The sequence below is a fragment of the Pseudomonas sp. S8 genome, assembly GCF_050473925.1.
Classification (GTDB): domain Bacteria; phylum Pseudomonadota; class Gammaproteobacteria; order Pseudomonadales; family Pseudomonadaceae; genus Aquipseudomonas; species Aquipseudomonas parakoreensis.
This window is the reverse complement of sequence record NZ_JBFDVZ010000016.1, coordinates 4,238,399-4,254,631: the sequence shown is the minus strand read 5'-3', so window position 1 is coordinate 4,254,631 and position 16,233 is coordinate 4,238,399. Positions and strand designations below refer to the sequence as shown.

At 60.2% G+C, this 16,233-nt stretch carries 17 protein-coding genes; 7 read left to right on the top strand and 10 right to left on the bottom strand.

Translation table 11 applies throughout. The features are described 5' to 3' along the window. Nucleotides 1–129: 129 nt before the first annotated feature. Nucleotides 130–762 carry a hypothetical protein gene (locus AB1J88_RS20275; RefSeq protein ID WP_027610219.1) on the top strand — a complete coding sequence of 211 codons (633 nt, stop codon included), beginning with the start codon at nt 130–132 and terminating at the stop codon, nt 760–762. A 124-nt stretch (nt 763–886) separates the two neighbouring features. Here the strand turns inward: AB1J88_RS20275 and AB1J88_RS20270 are convergent, their stop codons facing one another. The 3 genes from AB1J88_RS20270 to AB1J88_RS20260 form a co-directional block, all read right to left on the bottom strand. Further along, nucleotides 887–2,413, bottom strand: a complete 1,527-nt coding sequence (locus tag AB1J88_RS20270; protein ID WP_086794111.1) for a SulP family inorganic anion transporter — start codon at nt 2,411–2,413, stop codon at nt 887–889. Nucleotides 2,414–2,503: 90 nt separating this feature from the next. Further along, nucleotides 2,504–3,235, bottom strand: coding sequence for a carbonic anhydrase (locus AB1J88_RS20265; protein ID WP_047297474.1), 732 nt, complete (start codon nt 3,233–3,235; stop codon nt 2,504–2,506). Nucleotides 3,236–3,472: 237 nt separating this feature from the next. Continuing rightward, nucleotides 3,473–4,531 (bottom strand): PA0069 family radical SAM protein, encoded by a 1,059-nt coding sequence (locus tag AB1J88_RS20260; RefSeq protein WP_430291832.1) that lies wholly within the window; start codon nt 4,529–4,531, stop codon nt 3,473–3,475. Between the two features lie 225 nt (nt 4,532–4,756). Here AB1J88_RS20260 and AB1J88_RS20255 point away from each other — a divergent pair, with 225 nt between their 5' ends. Continuing rightward, the gene (locus tag AB1J88_RS20255; protein ID WP_430291831.1) at nt 4,757–5,059 is read left to right on the top strand and encodes a hypothetical protein; all 303 of its coding nucleotides are present in this window, start codon (nt 4,757–4,759) and stop codon (nt 5,057–5,059) included. A 73-nt stretch (nt 5,060–5,132) separates the two neighbouring features. Here AB1J88_RS20255 and AB1J88_RS20250 read toward each other — a convergent pair whose 3' ends face one another. From AB1J88_RS20250 to AB1J88_RS20240, 3 genes are read right to left on the bottom strand one after another with little or no spacing between them, the layout of a single operon-like run. Further along, entirely contained in the window at nt 5,133–6,434 is a 1,302-nt protein-coding gene (locus tag AB1J88_RS20250) for a c-type cytochrome (RefSeq protein WP_430291830.1), read from the bottom strand. Nucleotides 6,435–6,446: 12 nt separating this feature from the next. Continuing rightward, the gene (locus tag AB1J88_RS20245; protein WP_121182947.1) at nt 6,447–8,231 is read right to left on the bottom strand and encodes a GMC family oxidoreductase; all 1,785 of its coding nucleotides are present in this window, start codon (nt 8,229–8,231) and stop codon (nt 6,447–6,449) included. Nucleotides 8,232–8,233: 2 nt separating this feature from the next. Continuing rightward, nucleotides 8,234–8,980 carry a gluconate 2-dehydrogenase subunit 3 family protein gene (locus tag AB1J88_RS20240; protein ID WP_430291829.1) on the bottom strand — a complete coding sequence of 249 codons (747 nt, stop codon included), beginning with the start codon at nt 8,978–8,980 and terminating at the stop codon, nt 8,234–8,236. 306 nt (nt 8,981–9,286) lie between these two features. Between AB1J88_RS20240 and AB1J88_RS20235 the strand changes: the two genes are divergently transcribed. Then, nucleotides 9,287–9,931, top strand: coding sequence for a dual specificity protein phosphatase family protein (locus tag AB1J88_RS20235; protein ID WP_041074778.1), 645 nt, complete (start codon nt 9,287–9,289; stop codon nt 9,929–9,931). A gap of 45 nt (nt 9,932–9,976) precedes the next feature. Here AB1J88_RS20235 and AB1J88_RS20230 read toward each other — a convergent pair whose 3' ends face one another. Then, entirely contained in the window at nt 9,977–10,261 is a 285-nt protein-coding gene (locus AB1J88_RS20230; RefSeq protein WP_007962808.1) for a YheV family putative zinc ribbon protein, read from the bottom strand. Further along, nucleotides 10,258–12,336 carry an oligopeptidase A gene (prlC, locus tag AB1J88_RS20225; RefSeq protein ID WP_174377004.1) on the bottom strand — a complete coding sequence of 693 codons (2,079 nt, stop codon included), beginning with the start codon at nt 12,334–12,336 and terminating at the stop codon, nt 10,258–10,260. The genes AB1J88_RS20230 and prlC overlap by 4 nt, the downstream gene beginning before the upstream one ends. Before the next feature lie 62 nt (nt 12,337–12,398). Between prlC and AB1J88_RS20220 the strand changes: the two genes are divergently transcribed. Beyond that, a complete protein-coding gene (locus AB1J88_RS20220) occupies nt 12,399–12,944 on the top strand; it encodes a gamma carbonic anhydrase family protein (protein ID WP_108181278.1) in 546 nt (181 codons plus the stop codon). Between the two features lie 28 nt (nt 12,945–12,972). Next, the gene (locus AB1J88_RS20215; RefSeq protein ID WP_430291828.1) at nt 12,973–13,623 is read left to right on the top strand and encodes an HAD family hydrolase; all 651 of its coding nucleotides are present in this window, start codon (nt 12,973–12,975) and stop codon (nt 13,621–13,623) included. A 115-nt stretch (nt 13,624–13,738) separates the two neighbouring features. Here AB1J88_RS20215 and AB1J88_RS20210 read toward each other — a convergent pair whose 3' ends face one another. Further along, nucleotides 13,739–14,815 (bottom strand): aminopeptidase, encoded by a 1,077-nt coding sequence (locus AB1J88_RS20210; protein WP_430291827.1) that lies wholly within the window; start codon nt 14,813–14,815, stop codon nt 13,739–13,741. 58 nt (nt 14,816–14,873) lie between these two features. Here AB1J88_RS20210 and AB1J88_RS20205 point away from each other — a divergent pair, with 58 nt between their 5' ends. Further along, entirely contained in the window at nt 14,874–15,296 is a 423-nt protein-coding gene (locus tag AB1J88_RS20205) for a hypothetical protein (RefSeq protein WP_108181281.1), read from the top strand. Between the two features lie 40 nt (nt 15,297–15,336). Beyond that, nucleotides 15,337–15,756: a lipoprotein gene (locus AB1J88_RS20200; RefSeq protein WP_041074745.1), complete on the top strand. Its 420-nt coding sequence runs from the start codon at nt 15,337–15,339 to the stop codon at nt 15,754–15,756. Nucleotides 15,757–15,762: 6 nt separating this feature from the next. Here AB1J88_RS20200 and AB1J88_RS20195 read toward each other — a convergent pair whose 3' ends face one another. Then, on the bottom strand, nt 15,763–16,002 hold the full coding sequence (locus AB1J88_RS20195) for a DUF1161 domain-containing protein (RefSeq protein WP_007962817.1): 240 nt from the start codon (nt 16,000–16,002) through the stop codon (nt 15,763–15,765). Nucleotides 16,003–16,233: the final 231 nt, after the last annotated feature.

Below are 16,233 nucleotides of genomic sequence, written 5' to 3'. Positions count from 1 at the left end.
GTGGTGGCGAACCGATATAACGCTGCTGCATCAAGGATGAAATAATTATGACAAATGCGTCTTAGCATTTTTCGTAAGCCAGCTAAGTTATGTCTTCCCTATTTCATTGCCTTGTTCCCTGGAGTTTTCATGAACACCGCCGCATTGCGCGAGCAGATCCAAAAAGCCCGACAGACCGAAAACGAAACCGGACGGCTCAAGCGTCAGCTGGAAGCCAAGTTGCCTCATCTGCATTCGGCCATTCAGTTGCCGGACGCTAACCGCGAAGACGCGTTGACGAGTTTTGTCACCGCCTATATCGATGAAGTACCAGACATGCTGGACGCAGCCAATGAAGTTGCCAGGGAAGCGGGAATCGAGTCGCAGATCAAGCCGGTGCTGAAAATCGCCGAGCAGTACTTCCTCCAGCCGCCGGTCGGTCTGGACAGCCTGCTGGACGAAGCCTATCTGGCGCACCGCTTTGTCGAAGAGGTCAACGACCTGTACATCAAACACCTCGGCCAGCCACTGATCCCCTTGGACATGACGGTCGCCAACCTGATTGCTCACCAGCTGCTCGGTGAGGAATTTGCCAATCAACTGGATGAAGTCGTGCATCACACCATCGACGAGATGCTCGACGACGAGAGTTTTGCGCTGGAATCGGTAGAAGCCTACCGCGACAAACTGAGCAGCCCGGACACTGGTGCTGCATGGAAGCGCTGGCCGTGCATGGGCCGCCGCCTGGGCGTTGGCCTGGAGCTCGACCAGCCCGCTGCCTGAGTTACACACAATCCAATGTAGGAGCTGCCGCAGGCTGCGATCTTTTGATGTTGTTTTTAACAATCAAGAGCAAAAGATCGCAGCCTGCGGCAGCTCCTACAGGGGTTGAGTTCACCCCGGAGATTTAACCGGCAGCGCCGATGCCTGTTGTTGTGCGAACCCGCCCCTCAAGTCGTCGCTTCAACCCACGCGACTCGATCAACAACTTCGACCCTTTCGCGGCATTCGCCCGGCCCCACTCCTCCAGCAATTCCAGACACGAATGGTCGATGTAGCTCAGGTGGTTGAGCGGCACATGCACCGTTGTGCCCGCTGGAATGCTGCCCAGTACCTGGGTCAGTGCCGGTACCTTGAGAAAGGTCGCCGCGCCCACCAGACGCAATTCCATCTCACCGTCCTGCGGCAGGTCGATCAGGCTGATCTTCAGGCGCGACGCCTTGAACGCCAGTTTCAACATCGTCAAACCGAAACCGATCAACACACCGGTCAGCAGGTCGGTGAAGATGATCGCCAGCGCCGTGGCGGCGTAGGTGAACATCGGCATCCGCCCGTAACGGCCCAGACCGCGAAAGGCCTTGAGGTCCACCAGTTTGAAACCGGTGTACACCAGCACGCCTGCCAGACTCGCCACCGGAATGCTTTGCAGCACGCTCGACAACAACAGCACGAACGCCAGCAGCCACAAACCATGGAAGATCGTCGAATAGCGGGTGGTTGCGCCAGCCTGGACGTTGGCCGAACTGCGCACGATCACCCCAGTCATCGGCAGCGCTCCGACCAGTCCGCAAAGCATGTTGCCGACGCCTTGCGCTGAGAGTTCACGGTCGAAGTCCGAGCGCACACCGCTGTGCATGCGATCCACCGCCGCCGCCGACAACAGGGTTTCGGCGCTGGCGATGAATGCCACGGCAAAAGCCGCAATCAGCAGGGTTGGATCAGCAAGGCTGAGCAAATCCGCCGGTTTCAGCCAGTCGATGGCTTCGGCCAGATTCTCCGGCACCTCGACCCGTTTCACCTGCAACGCCAGCAGCAGGCTGGCACCCGTGGCCAGGCCAACGCCGAGCAGCGCACCGGGAATGAAGCGCAGCGAATGCGGACGCAATTTCTCCCACAGCCACATCACCGCAATGGTCGCCAGCCCGAGCAGTCCGGCCTGCCAGCCGAACGACGGCAAGGCTTGCGCCACCGCGCCGGGGAAGGCCGTGAGGTTATCCAGCCCCGAGGGCTGCGGCTTGGCATCCAGCATCACATGCACCTGCGACAGAACGATCAGCACACCGATCCCCGCAAGCATGCCGTACACCACCGCGGGCGCCGTCACCCGAAACCAGCACCCAAGCTTCAAACGCCCGGCCACCAGTTGCAGGAAACCGGCGAGCAGCAGAATCGGCCCGAGCATCTCGATCCCGTGCTGGCGCACCAGCTCGAACACCAACACCGCCAGTCCCGCCGCCGGCCCGCTGACTTGCAACGGCGAGCCCGCCAGCCAACCGACCACCAGACCACCAATAATCCCGGTGATCAGGCCTTTGGCCGGTGGCAACCCGGAAGCAATCGCAATACCCATGCACAGCGGCAGGGCGACCAGAAACACAACCACCGAAGCCAGCAACTCCCGTGGCAGAACCGCTTTCAATTGAGCAGCACGCATGGTGACTCTCCCGAAGTTTTCTTCAGGCGTGGCTTCGCCGCACCGCTGAAACAGCGGCCGGCGTCAAACCACACAGATTTTTAGGAAGATTTAGAAGCGCGCTTTGGGCGTCGCCACCGGAATCGGATGGCTGCCGTCGAGCGGCAGGAAGCGTCCCTGATCCGCGTCGTAAGCTTTGATTTCGCTGGTTTCGATGTTGTAGACCCAGCCATGGATGAACAGATGACCGTTCGCCATGCGTGAGGCTACGGAAGGATGGGTACGCAAGTGCTGCAGTTGAGCGATGACGTTCTCCTCGGTGAGGATCGGCATGCTTTCTTTTTCGTCGGTGCAGTTGCAGTTGTCATGCACCATGGTCTTCGCCACTTCCGCATGACGCAGCCAGGCTTTGACTGTCGGCATTTTTTCCAGGCTGTCCGGATTGAGCACTGCGCGCATGGCGCCGCAGTCGGAGTGGCCGCAAATGATGATGTGTTGCACGCCCAGCGCCAGTACCGCGTATTCAATGGCGGTGGAAACGCCGCCGTTCATCTGGCCATAAGGCGGTACGACGTTGCCGACGTTACGGGTCACGAACAGATCGCCTGGCGAGCTCTGGGTGATCAGCTCGGGCACGATGCGCGAGTCGGCGCAGGTGATGAACATCGCCCGTGGCGATTGCGCCGTGGCGAGTTTCTTGAAGAGTTCTTCCTGTTGCGGGAAGACCTCATGATGAAAATGCAAAAAGCCGTCAACGATCGTTCGCAGCGCTGCATCGGCGGATTGCGCCCCAGGGACGGCTTGCGCCGACGCAGCCAACGGCTGTTTATCCTTGTCACTCATGATTCATCCTCTTTGGCGGATTCGGGGAGTCATTCCCGTGTATTCCGGTATGAAGCCAGTGGCTGTTTAAAACATCCGGGCCATCCCGACCCGTCAGTCACTCGATGAACAAGGTAGCCGCCGAAACTTAACTCAAACTGAATCAAGCGCTCTAGAACGTGTGTTCCAGGTCACAAAAAACGTGACTGAGGTTACGACGGAAGGATTCCAGCCCCTCAACCATAGGGCCAATTGTCGCTAAATCAACGACATCTGGCGACCCGGTGGACAGAAGGCGGTGCAGTCGAGGTCATAGCCCTCGCGATGATTGAGGTCGAGACGCTTGATCGTTTTGGCAAAGCGTTGCACGAGCAAGTCGGCGAACGGCCCTTCGCCGCGCATCCGTGCACCGAAACGGCTGTCGTAGAGCTCGCCGCCACGGCTCTGGCGGATCAGGCTCAGGACATGGGCCGCGCGCTGCGGATAGTGCGCGTGCAGCCACTCCTCGAACAGCGGTGCCACCTCCAGCGGCAGGCGCAGCATCATGTAGGCGGCACTTTGCGCACCCGCCGCATGCGCCTCGGTCAGCAGGCTTTCGATTTCGCTGTCGTTGATCATCGGAATCATCGGCGAACACAGCACACCCACCGGAATGCCTGCTTCGCGCATCACCCGGATCGCCCGCAGCCGTGCTTTCGGTGCAGCGGCACGGGGTTCGAGGATGCGTTTGAGTTCATCGTCCAGCGTCGTCAGGCTGATCATCACCGCCACCAGCCGTTGTTGCGCCAGCTCCGTGAGCAGATCGAGGTCACGCAGGATCAGCGAGCCCTTGGTGACGATAGTCACCGGGTGCCGATAGCGCAGCAGTACCTCGAGGGTCTGGCGGGTGATCCGGTGTTCACGTTCGATGGGTTGGTACGGGTCGGTATTGGAGCCGAGGTTGATCGGCGCGCACTGATAACCTTTTTTCCCAAGCTGTTCTTCCAGCACCTGGGCGGCGTTGGTCTTGGCGATCAGCCGGGTTTCGAAATCCAGCCCCGGCGACATGTCCCAATAAGCGTGGCTGGGCCGCGCGTAGCAATAGATGCAGCCATGCTCGCAGCCGCGATAGGGATTGATCGAACGATCGAAGGGCAGGTCCGGCGAGGTATTGCGGGTGATGATGGTTTTCGCGGTCTCGATCATCACCTCGGTGTTCTGTGTCTCGGGCACTTCCTGATACCAGCCGTCGTCCTCGGCTACCGAACGATTCGGCGCAAAGCGGTTGTGCGGGTTGGTCGCGGTGCCGCGACCACGAGGAGGCAAGGGCGTATGCATCGCAAGTGTCCTGATGGCTGTATGTGCATACAGTATCGCTGGCGCGGGGAAACAGCCAGTGCCGTTTGGCGATTCGGAGCATCAACACAGGTCCTGTGGTTCATGGATTGATATATATTTATCGCAAACCGAAGACACATCTTTCAACTGGAAGTACAACTTGCAATGTCGTTAGTATCCGTCTTGTTGTCTTTCTGTTATTCAATATTTTAAAAGGAATTAAACGTGTCTTACTTTAACCATCGTGGCATCTTTTTGCAGAAACTTGGTCCGACTCCAGTTGATCCGGATGAAGTACTGGTGTCCATGCAGTTTGCGCTGAAGCAATCCGGCTGGGACTTAGAAAACGCCGTGCCGACCGACTCTCTGCTGGATTCGCGGATCATCATTGCGTCGTCCTATGACGGTGGCGAAACGTTCGATGTAAGCAATGAAAAAGATGTCGATGGGGATGGTGATATTGATGCAGATGATAAAGCCAAGTTGCTGGCACTGGCCAAGGCTTATGTAAGTATCATGAATCCATAATCTGGTCAGACGTCAGCTTAGTTGTGACCTGAACAAAAAGCCCTGCCCGTATTAAATACGGGCAGGGCTTTTTTTAGTTGCTGCGGGTTACCTGACCAAGATCATCAGCCGAGGTGGTGGTCATGTCGCTGGTGCGTAGATGACTGACCTCGTCTGCGCTCACCGGCGCGCCTTTGTTGCCCCAACTGCCACGGATAAAACTCACCACGTCCGCCACTTCCTGATCCGACAAGCGCCAGGCGAAGCCCGGCATGGTGAAGGTCGATGGCGCGGTGTGGGTGGCCGGCAGGGTGCCGCCCTTGAGCACGATGTGGATCAGCGAGGTCGGGTCTTCCGATTGCAGCACCGGATTGCCCGCCAGCGCCGGGAACACCCGGGTGTAGCCGTGGCCGTCGGTACGGTGGCAGGCCGCGCAGTTGTCGATGTACACCGCTGCGCCGCGTTGACTGTCGTCTCCGCTCCACAGGGCTTTGGCGGCTTTCTCGTCGTACTGGTGCGGCTGATCGTTCGGATCAACTGCTGGCAGTGACTTGAGGTAGCGGGCAATCGCAGTGAGGTCGGCGTCGGTCATGTATTGCATGCTGTGAGTCACCACATCGCTCATGCCGCCGAACACTGCGCTGCGGTCGCTGCGTCCGGTCTTGAGGAACTGCACCAACTGCGCTTCGCTCCAGCTGCCCAAGCCATCCTTGTGATCACCGCGCAGACTTTTGGCGATCCAGCCTTCCAGCGGCGCACTGCCGGCGAGGAAGTTCTTGCCGTCCGCCGCGCTCAGGGATTTTTCCTGCATGGTCAGGGCTCGTGGCGTATGGCAGGCGCCGCAATGGCCGAGGCCTTCGACAAGATAGGCGCCGCGATCGATCACCGGATCATCCGAGGTGGCCTTGTAGCCCTCGACCTTCGGCGCAAACAGCCAGCGCCAGCCCATCAGCGGCCAGCGCATGCTCAGCGGCCATGGGATGTCGCTGACCTTGTTCTCCTGCACCACCGGTTCAACGCCGTGCATGAAGTAGGCGTACAGCGCCTGCATGTCGGTTTCGCTGACACGGGCGTAGGACGGATACGGCATCGCCGGGTACAACGTACTACCGTTTTTGGCGACGCCGTGGCGCACCGCTTGGTCGAAGTCCTCGAAGCTGTAATCACCGACGCCGGTTTTGTCCGGGGTGATGTTGGTCGAGTAGATCGTGCCGATCGGCGTTTCCATCGGCAGGCCGCCGGCGAACGGTTTGCCGCCCTTGGCGGTGTGGCAGGCCACGCAGTCACCGGCGCGGGCGAGGTATTCGCCTTGTTTGATCAACGCCTGATCGACGTCGGCGGCGTGCACGGCAGCACTGCCGAGCAGGGCCAGGGTGGCGATAACGAGATTGTTCATGGTCATCGCTCCTTAAGCCTGAACCAGCGGGCCGGGGTTTTTCAGGTATTGCTCGCGGATCGCCTTGGCCGACCAGTAGGTCAACGCCGCCACCAATCCGGTCGGGTTGTAACCCAGTCCTTGCGGGAACGCCGACGCACCCGGCACAAACACGTTGTGCACGTCCCAGCTCTGCAGATAACGGTTCAGGGCACTCTTTTTCGGATCGGTGCCCATGATTGCGCCACCGTTGAGGTGGGTGGTCTGGTAGGCCGCGGTGTTGAAATGATCACCGACCTGCTTGCCGATCACCGCAATGGCTTTCGGGCCCATGGCTTGAGCGACCTTGCCCATTTTCTCGACCATGAAGCGGTTCATTTTGATGTCGTTTTCCTGCCAGTCGAAGGTCATGCGCAGCAGCGGCAAGCCGTAGGCATCGCGGTACACCGGATCCAGATCGAGGTAGTTGCCACGGTAGGACTGATGCGCGCCGTGGGCGTCCATCGACACCTGGTGGGTGTAGTAATCGGCGGTCGCGCGTTTCCACTGGCTACCCCAGGCCGGCGTGCCGGGCGGGTTCGAGGTACCGGCAATCGGACGGCTGCCGGCCTGGTTGACCCACATCGGCGAGCCGCCGACGAAGCCGTGCGGGCCGTGGTCGAAGTTGTCGGCGTTGAAGTCATCCAGCGCCACACCGTTGCCGCCCGCCCCGATGAAGTTGTTGGTGTGGGTGTCCTTGTCGAAGAACGCCTTGATGGTCGCCATGTTCTGGTAGGCGAAGTTACGCCCGACCACGCCTTCGCCGCTGATCGGGTCGTACGGTTTGCCGATGCCCGAGAGCAGCATCAGGCGCACGTTGTGCAGCTGGAAGGCGCCGAGGATCACCAGATCCGCCGGTTGCTCGATCTCGCGGCCCTGGCCATCGATGTAAGTCACGCCGGTGGCCTTGGACTTGGTGCTGTCGAGATTGACCCGCAGCACATGCGAGTTGGGCCGCAATTCGAAATTCGGCAGCGGCTTGAGCGCTGGCAGAATGTTCACGTTCGGCGACGCCTTGGAATACATGTAGCACACGTAACCGCTGCAGAATCCGCAGAAATTGCACGGGCCCATCTGTGCGCCGTAGGGATTGGTGTACGGGCCTGAAGTATTTGCCGACGGCAGGTTGTAGGGTTTGTAACCGACCTCTGCCGCCGCTTTGCCGAACAGTTGTGCGGAAACGGTGTTCTTCTGCGCTTCCAGCGGGAACGGATTGGAGCGATCCGGTGCGTAAGGGTTGCCGCCCTTGCCCTGACCGACCAGTTGGCCTTTCACGGTCCAGGCCTGGCCCGAGGTGCCGAAAACTTTCTCGGCGAAATCGAAGAACGGCTCCAGCTCTTCATAGCTGACGCCGAAGTCCTGGATGGTCATGTCCTTGGGGATGAAGCGTTTGCCGTAGCGTTCTTCGTAATGGCTGCGCATGCGTAGCTCGATCGGATCGACGCGAAAATGCACACCCGACCAGTGCAAACCGGCGCCGCCGACGCCATTGCCCGGCAGAAACGCACCCAACTGGCGGTTCGGCAGGGCGATGTCGTTGACGCTGTGGCGGATGGTGACGGTTTCTTTCGAGATGTCCTGAAAGAGTTTTTTGCGCACGCTGTAGGTGAGTTCGTCGATGACCTGCGGATAGTTGCCGTCAGGGTAGGTGTCCTGCATCGGCCCGCGCTCCAGCGCCAGCACGTTGAGCCCGGCTTCGGTCAGCTCCTTGGCCATGATCGCGCCAGTCCAGCCAAAACCGACGATCACCGCGTCGACCTTCTTCATTACGGTTGCCATGCTCAAGCCCTCTCGCCGCGAATCGAAACTGCCGGGAAGGGGTACTGCTCGTTGCGTTCCACCCAATCCATGAAATCGGCGCGGGCGCCGGGGAAGCCGATCATGGTCCAGCCGACCATGCCTTTATTGCCGCCGTGGATCGGGTCGCAGAAGAACCCTTCCTTGGTGTTTTGCAGCAGCAGGTTGAAGAAAATCTTCGCGGGAACCGCATCGAACTGCGGTTTGCCCGCTTCGAGTTGCTTGAGCAAATCGTCTCGGGTAGCGCTGTCTTGCTCGGCAAATGTTTTACCGTTGAGGGATTTTGCCCACTGATCCGTGGCAGCGATGCCCAGGCGATAGATCTCTTTGGGCACCAGTTTGCTCTGCCAGCCCATCTCCGGCGCAGCGTCGGCGTTGAACGGACCCTGCATGTACCACAGGGCACCGGCCGCGTACGGGGTGTTCATCTGGCGGTCGATGTATTCCGGCACGCCGGCTTCCAGGGCACCCGGGCCTTGCTCGTCATTGGGGATCAATTGCGCCACGGCGGCGTTGATGAAGGCCCATTCCTCGGCGGTGAAATAGCTCGGCTGATAAGCGCTGGCGTCAGCCTGGGCAGGTGTTGCTGCGGGCGCCGTCGGGGTGGCTTCAGGTGCAGCTTGCAACACGCTGCTGCCCAAGCCGGTGCCGGCGAGGGTGACCACGGGAATCAGGGTCAGGGATTTGCGCAAGAACTCACGCCGCGGGTTGTCTCGATCTGCATCAGACATGGGGTGCACCTCATCAGGCATTGATGGTTGTCCGTTTCTGCGAACGGCTTGAGCATTTTTTCGTCGCGGCGCGCGGCCCGTTTGACCGGGAAAAAGGGGACGCCTGCAACATCGTGTGACAAATGGTAGCAGGCTAATCATCGGGATGAACCGATTCAGTGGGAAAAAGCCTCGGTTTTTTACCCGGCGCTCAATGAAATCGCCCGGATTCACAATTCTTTGACAAGAGCCTCACAGGGCTTTGACCGTCAGACGTGGAAGCTGCGAGGCCTTTCATTGATGAATTCCGATTACGGTCAGCCCAGCATGTCTCGAGTGCGTCTTTTTCCTGTTTTGTGTTTGTCGCTTGTCGCTCTGCTGCACTTGATGCCGGCCCAGGCTGATGCCGCTGTCACATCGCGCCCGCCGGAGTGGGCGCAACCGGTGGAAGTGCAGTACAACCTGTTCCAGATGTCGCCAACGCTGTACCGCAGTGCCTTGCCGGATGGCGGCGCGGTGCCGTTGCTGAAAAATCTCAAAGTGGCGACGGTGATCAACTTCCTGCCGGAAGCCGACAGCAGCTGGCTGTCCGAGCCGGGCATCAATCAAGTGCAACTGCCTTATCGCACCAACCACGTCGATGACGCCGATGTGCTCAAGACGCTGCGCGCGATTCAGGCTGCCGAAGCCAACGGCCCGGTGCTGATGCACTGCAAACACGGTTCCGACCGCACCGGCCTGATGGCGGCGATGTACCGAATCGTGGTGCAGGGCTGGAGCAAGGAAGACGCGCTGAATGAAATGACGCAGGGCGGTTTTGGTGAAAGCGGCCATTTCAAGGATGGCGTGCGCTACGTGATGCAGGCCGATGTCGACAAACTGCGCACCGCGCTGGCCAACGGCGACTGCAGCACCAGTGCCTTTGCCACTTGCTCGATGAAGAGCTGGTTCCAGTCAGTCAACCTCAAGTAAGCCGCACCCTCCACGGCATTGCACCGTGGAGGGTTATTTGCCGGCTCAGTCTTCGGACTTTTTCTTCAGCTTCGGATTCGGAAAGAACTGCACGGCCTGGACCGTCTTGTCCGGCGCCGGCTTGAGCGCGCTGGTATTGACCCGCGTGCCCAGTTCCTTGGGAACCGACAGCCCTTGCTCGTTCAGCGTATCCGAGTAACCGCAGGCCACGCACTCGCGGTGCGGCACGCTGTCCTCGTTCCACATCATCAGTTTGTCCGGCTCGCTGCACGCCGGGCAGACAGCCCCGGCGATAAAGCGCTTCTTGGTAATCACAGGTGCCTCACTCATGCTGCTGCGTCCTCACTCAGGCCGCTATGGCGCAAGAGTGCGTCAATCGATGGCTCACGGCCACGGAAGTCGACGAACAGCACCATCGGGGCCTGCGAACCGCCACGCGCCAGAATCGCTTCGCGGAAGGCGCGACCGGTTTCGGCGTTGAGCACGCCATCCTCTTCAAATTTGGAGAAGGCATCCGCCGACAGCACTTCCGCCCACTTGTAGCTGTAATAGCCCGCCGCGTAACCGCCGGCGAAGATGTGCGCGAAGCTGTTGGGGAAGCGGTTGTACGCCGGTGGACGCATCACCGACACCTCGTCGCGCACGCCTTCCAGCACTTGCGCCACGCTGCGGCCGTCACCGTGAGTGGCGTGCAGTTCGAAGTCGAACAGCGAGAATTCCAGCTGACGGACCATCATCAGCCCGGACTGGAAGTTCTTCGCCGCGAGCATTTTTTCCAGCAGGTCCTGAGGCAGCGGCTCACCGGTTTCGTAATGACCGGAGATCAGCGCCAGGCCTTCCGGCTCCCAGCACCAGTTTTCCATGAACTGGCTCGGCAGCTCGACCGCATCCCACGCCACGCCGTTGATCCCGGAAACACCGGCGTGATCAACGCGGGTCAGCAGGTGATGCAGGCCGTGGCCGAATTCGTGGAACAGGGTGGTCACTTCATCGTGGGTCAGCAGCGCAGGCTTGCCGCTGTCGGCCGGGGTGAAGTTGCACACCAGGTTGGCCACCGGGCTTTGCAGCACGCCGTCAACGGTGCGGCGACGGTCGCGGGCGCCGTCCATCCACGCGCCGCCACGCTTGTTGGCGCGGGCGTAGAGGTCGAAGAAGAAGCGCCCGACGTGCTGGCCGTTTTCCTTTATTTCGAACAGGCGCACGTCCGGGTGCCAGGTGTCGAAGCCTTTCAGTTCGGCGATTTCGATGCCGTACAGACGCTGGACGATAGCGAACAGACCGCCGAGGACTTTATCGATCGGGAAGTAGGCGCGCAGGGTTTCCTGAGCGACGCTGTAGCGCTGCTCGCGGAGTTTTTCCCCGTAGAAACCGCTGTCCCAGCTCTGCAGATCGGCGCAGCCCTGTTCGGCGGCGAAGGCGCGCAGCTGCTGCAGATCCTGCGCGGCAAACGGTTTGCTGCGCTTGGCCAGATCGCGCAGGAAACTCAGCACCTGATCGCTGGACTCGGCCATCTTCGTGGCAAGGCTCAGCTCGGAGAAGCTGGCGAAGCCCAAGAGTTTTGCCAGTTCCTGACGCAGGTCGAGGATCTCTTCCATCACCGGGCCGTTGTCGTTCTGCCCGGCGTTCGGGCCTTGATCCGACGCACGGGTGCAGTAGGCGGCATAGACTTCCTCGCGCAGCGCACGATCCTGGGCGTAGGTCATCACCGCGTAGTAGCTTGGGAATTCCAGGGTGATCAGCCAGCCGTCAAGGCCTTTGGCCTGGGCGGCAGCGGCCATTTGCGCCTTGGCCGAGTCGGTCAGGCCGGCGAGGGCGGCTTCGTCGGTGATGTGCTTGGTCCAGGCTTGCGTGGCGTCGAGCAACTGGTTGGAGAAGCGGCTGCCCAGCTCGGACAGTTTGCTCTGCACTTCGGCGTAACGCTTCTGTTCGGCTTCCGGCAGGTCGATACCCGACAAACGGAAATCGCGCAGGGCGTGTTCCAGAATGGTTTTTTGCGCCACGTCGAAATTGGCGGCTTCCGGGCTGTTGGCCAGCGCTTCATAAGCCTGGAACAGCTCGCGGTTCTGACCCATCTCGGTGGAGTAGGCGCTCAGGGCCGGCAGGCACGACTCGTAGGCCTCGCGCAGTTCAGCGCTGTTGCACACGGCGTTGAGGTGGCTGACCGGGCTCCACGCAGCGCCGAGGCGATCATTGAGTTCGTCCATCGCCAATACCAGGCCGGCCCAGGTCGGGTTCTCGACTTGAGTCTTGAGGATTTCGGCGATGGCGGCGCGGTTGTCGGCCAGGATGGTTTCAATGGCTGGCAGCACGTGTTCGGCACGGATCGTGGAGAACGGCGGCAGGTCGTAGGACTGCAGAAGAGGGTTGTTCACGCTCACGGTTGGCACCTTGGCTGGGAGAAACATGCGCCCATCTTAATTACAATCGGCACTCACCGCAGCTATCGGCGACAGAGAGAGAAATTATCGTGTCCGTTCGCAAGTACCAGAATCACACCCCGCAGCTCGGTAAAGGCGCGTTTGTCGACGCCTCCGCGGTGGTGATCGGCGACGTCGAAATCGGCGAAGACAGCTCCGTGTGGCCGCTGACCGTGATCCGTGGCGACATGCACCGCATCCGCATCGGTGCGCGCACCAGCGTGCAGGACGGTTGCGTGTTGCACATCACCCACGCCGGTCCATTCAACCCGGACGGTTTTCCGCTGCTGATCGGCGATGACGTGACCATCGCCCACAAGGTCATGCTGCATGGCTGCAGCGTTGGCAGCCGCGTATTGATCGGCATGGGCAGCATTGTCATGGACGGCGCGCAGGTCGAGGATGATGTGATCATCGGCGCCGGCAGCCTGGTACCACCGGGCAAGCGCCTGGAAAGCGGCTTCCTGTACGTGGGCAGCCCGGTGAAACAGGTCCGTCCGTTGACTGACAAGGAGCGCGCCTTCTTCACCTACAGCGCGGCGAACTACGTGAAGCTCAAGGACCTGCATCTGGCCGAAGGCTACGACCAGCTCTGAATCGACCTACACCTGCTCAGGATTTCTCATGCATTACCAGACCGTACTGTTCGACCTCGATGGCACCCTGACCGACCCGCGAGAGGGCATCACCCGATCCATCCAGTTCGCTTTGAGCAAACTCGGCATCGACGAGCCGGACCTGAGCAAACTCGAACACTTCATCGGCCCGCCGCTGTTGCAGGCGTTCATGCAGTTCTATGGCTTCGACGAGGCCAAGGCCTGGGAGGCGGTGAATTTCTATCGCGAACGCTTCAAAGTCACCGGCCTGTACGAGAACCGTGTGTTCGAGGGCGTCACACCGCTGCTGGAAACCCTGAGCGGCCAAGGGCGACAGCTGTATATCGCGACATCCAAACCGTGGGAGTTCGCCCGGGAAATTGCCCGGCACTTCGACTTCGCCAAACACTTCAAGGTGATCTACGGCAGTGAGCTGGATGGCACGCGGACCAACAAGGTCGAGCTGATTGCGCATCTGATCGCTGAAGAAGGACTGGATCCGGCCAATACGCTGATGATCGGCGATCGCAAGCACGACCTGATCGGCGCGCGCAGCAACGGCGTGGACGCGGCGGCGGTGGGGTATGGGTTTGGCAGTTTTGAAGAGTTGAGCGCTGAGGCGCCGGCTTATCACTTTGAAACGCTGGCCGAGTTGCATCAGGCGTTTTTGCGGCGCTGATGAGTCAGTCTTCGCCAGCAAGCCCGCTCCCACAGGTGAGCAGTGTGCGCAGGTTCACCCGAATCCATGTGGGAGCTGGCTGGCCAGCGATGAGGCCGGATCAGCCGACATCAGTTCAAGATCCGGCCAAAGCTTTCAAGGCCGCTTTACGCTCCGCGACAGGTAACCCGCCTAGCTTCTCGACCTCAACATAAAACCGCTCCCAATCCCCGCCAACCTGCCTGAACAGCGCCGCAAACGCCGGCACCCACTGGTCATACAGCCCAAACGGCAACAATCGCGCATTGTTCAGCGGCATATTCACCCACGCGTCGTAACGCTTGTCCCCGGCCCACCGGCGGTCGCGCATCAATCGATATTCGCGACGAAACTGCTCGAACGTCGCCGCTTTGCGTTCGCGCATCTGCTCGGCCGGCAGCGGCTGAGCGTAGAGCTTTTCCAGGCGCGAGCGCGTTTCGAGCACCAGTTCGATGAACTGATCGCGCTGCTTGAGCCTGGCATCGGTGTCCGGCGGCAGGCCACGAAACACCCGCCACTGTCGAGTGCCTTCCTGCTCGACAAATGTGGCGAAGGACTCGTTGAACTCGGTGTCGTCCTTTACATAAAAGCGCTGATGCGCCAGTTCATGAAAGATCAGCGTAGCCAGACGCTCATCGCCCCAGCCCATCATCGAATTGAGGATCGGGTCATTGAACCAGCCGAGGGTCGAATAGGCCTCGACGCCGCCAATCGACACATCCATGCCTTGCAGACGCTGGATCGCCGCTTCGCCGCGCGCGGCGCTCTGGCTGTAGTAGCCGCGATAGGCCACGCAACCGGCGATCGGGAAGCAATGGTTCTGCGGCTTCAGGGAAAACTCCGGGGTGGCGAACACGTTCCACACCACATAGGGCCGGCCAATGTCGGCGTACAGCCGATAGCTCTGGTTGTCCGGCAGGTGCAGGTGTTCGCTGGCAAAGTTCCGGGCCTTCTGAGACTGGCGCAGGTGCGTGCGCAGCTTGGCGTCGCGGCTCGGGTCGGCGATCACCTTGGCCACTGGCTCGCGCGCGCGCAGCAACTGCAATTGGCCGCTCGCCAACTGGCTGTAATAGCTGACGCTGGAACAACCGTTGAGCAACAAAAACATCACACCCGGAAACAAAATCCGAAAAACGCGATCAAGTAACCCATGGCTTGGAAGCGGCCTGCTCAAAATAAAAATCCTTTGGAAAGTCTGCCCGCAAGACTATCCCGCCATTTGGAGCTTCGCTATGCGCATGTTGTTGCTGACAGGAGGCCTGCTGACGCTGGCCGGATGTGCCGGATTCGGAATGCCCGACCCTGACCCCTCGCAAGCCTGGATCGATCTCGATGCCCGGCAACAGGACACGGCGCTGCAAGCGCTGAAGGTCGATGACAAGGCGACCGTCGACAAACGTTATTTTGAGGTCGAGCCCGGCAGCCACCAATTACAGGTGCGCTACCAATTCCCGGTCGAAGCCACCAACATCGGCCCCGATGCCGAACCGCTATGGCGCGACTGCCAGTTGAATTTGAAATTCAAGGACTTCAACGCCGGTCAGCGCTATCAACTGCAAGCTGGCAGCATCGGTTTCCGGCCATGGGCGAAGCTCTATGACGAGCAGCACAATGTGGTCGGCCAAGGTACGCCGGCAGGCTGTCAGCGCACGTGATCAGCGCTATGCTGGAAGTCTGAATCCTTGGACATCCATCATGCGCAAGTTGATGTTGTTGCTCGCAGTCGGCGCTATCGCCGGCTGCCAGACGCCACTGCCACCGGTCGATCCGCAAATGGCCTGGGTCGACTTCTCAACCCCGACCCCCGGCGGAAAACTGCTCATGGCCGAGCGCCTGGACAATCAACGGCTGACCGATGGGCGTTTCTTTCAGGTCACGCCTGGTAGCCACGAGCTGCGGGTGCGGTTTGACTTCGAGGTGTTTGGTGGCGGCGGTGCGCTGATGACCGGCCCGATCGAGCGGCTGTGCTACCTGTACATCCGCTACGACCATTTCGAAGCCGGCCAGCGTTATCTGCTGGAAGGTCGCTCGCTAGGGTTCACCCCGAGCGCCCGCCTGTACAACGCCAAGCATGAGATCGTAGCTGAGGATCACGACATGGACTGCCTCAGCTGAGACGGATCAGTTGTCGTTCTTCTGGTAAATGATTGCCTTGCTGCCGTTTTCACAGGTGCCCACGACCATGGCCACGTCGTGCTTGTCGGCCTCTTCCTTGCTGACGATTTCCAGCGTGTAGGACGGCACGGCGTTCGCCTGGATCTTTACTTCGATTTCTTTTCTGAGTTCTTCACAGTCTTTCGGTGCGGCAAGAACCGTTGTGGCCAATGCACTGCAGAGGATCGCCAAGCCAATACGTTTCATATCCTGAAGCTCCATGGGGCAGCGCGCACGGGCGTGCGCTGAAGCTGCTGTCACTTATTCGACCATATTCTTGCAGCGCAGGTTCTGATGTCGCTCACATCTTCAGCAATTGCGGTGCTATTCAAATCGCCTTCGCGGGCAAGCCCGCTCCCACAGGTTAGGGGCCGACCCAAATCCTGTGGGAGCGGGCTTGCCCGCGAAGGCGTCAGTGCCAGCAACGCCTTTGTCGAA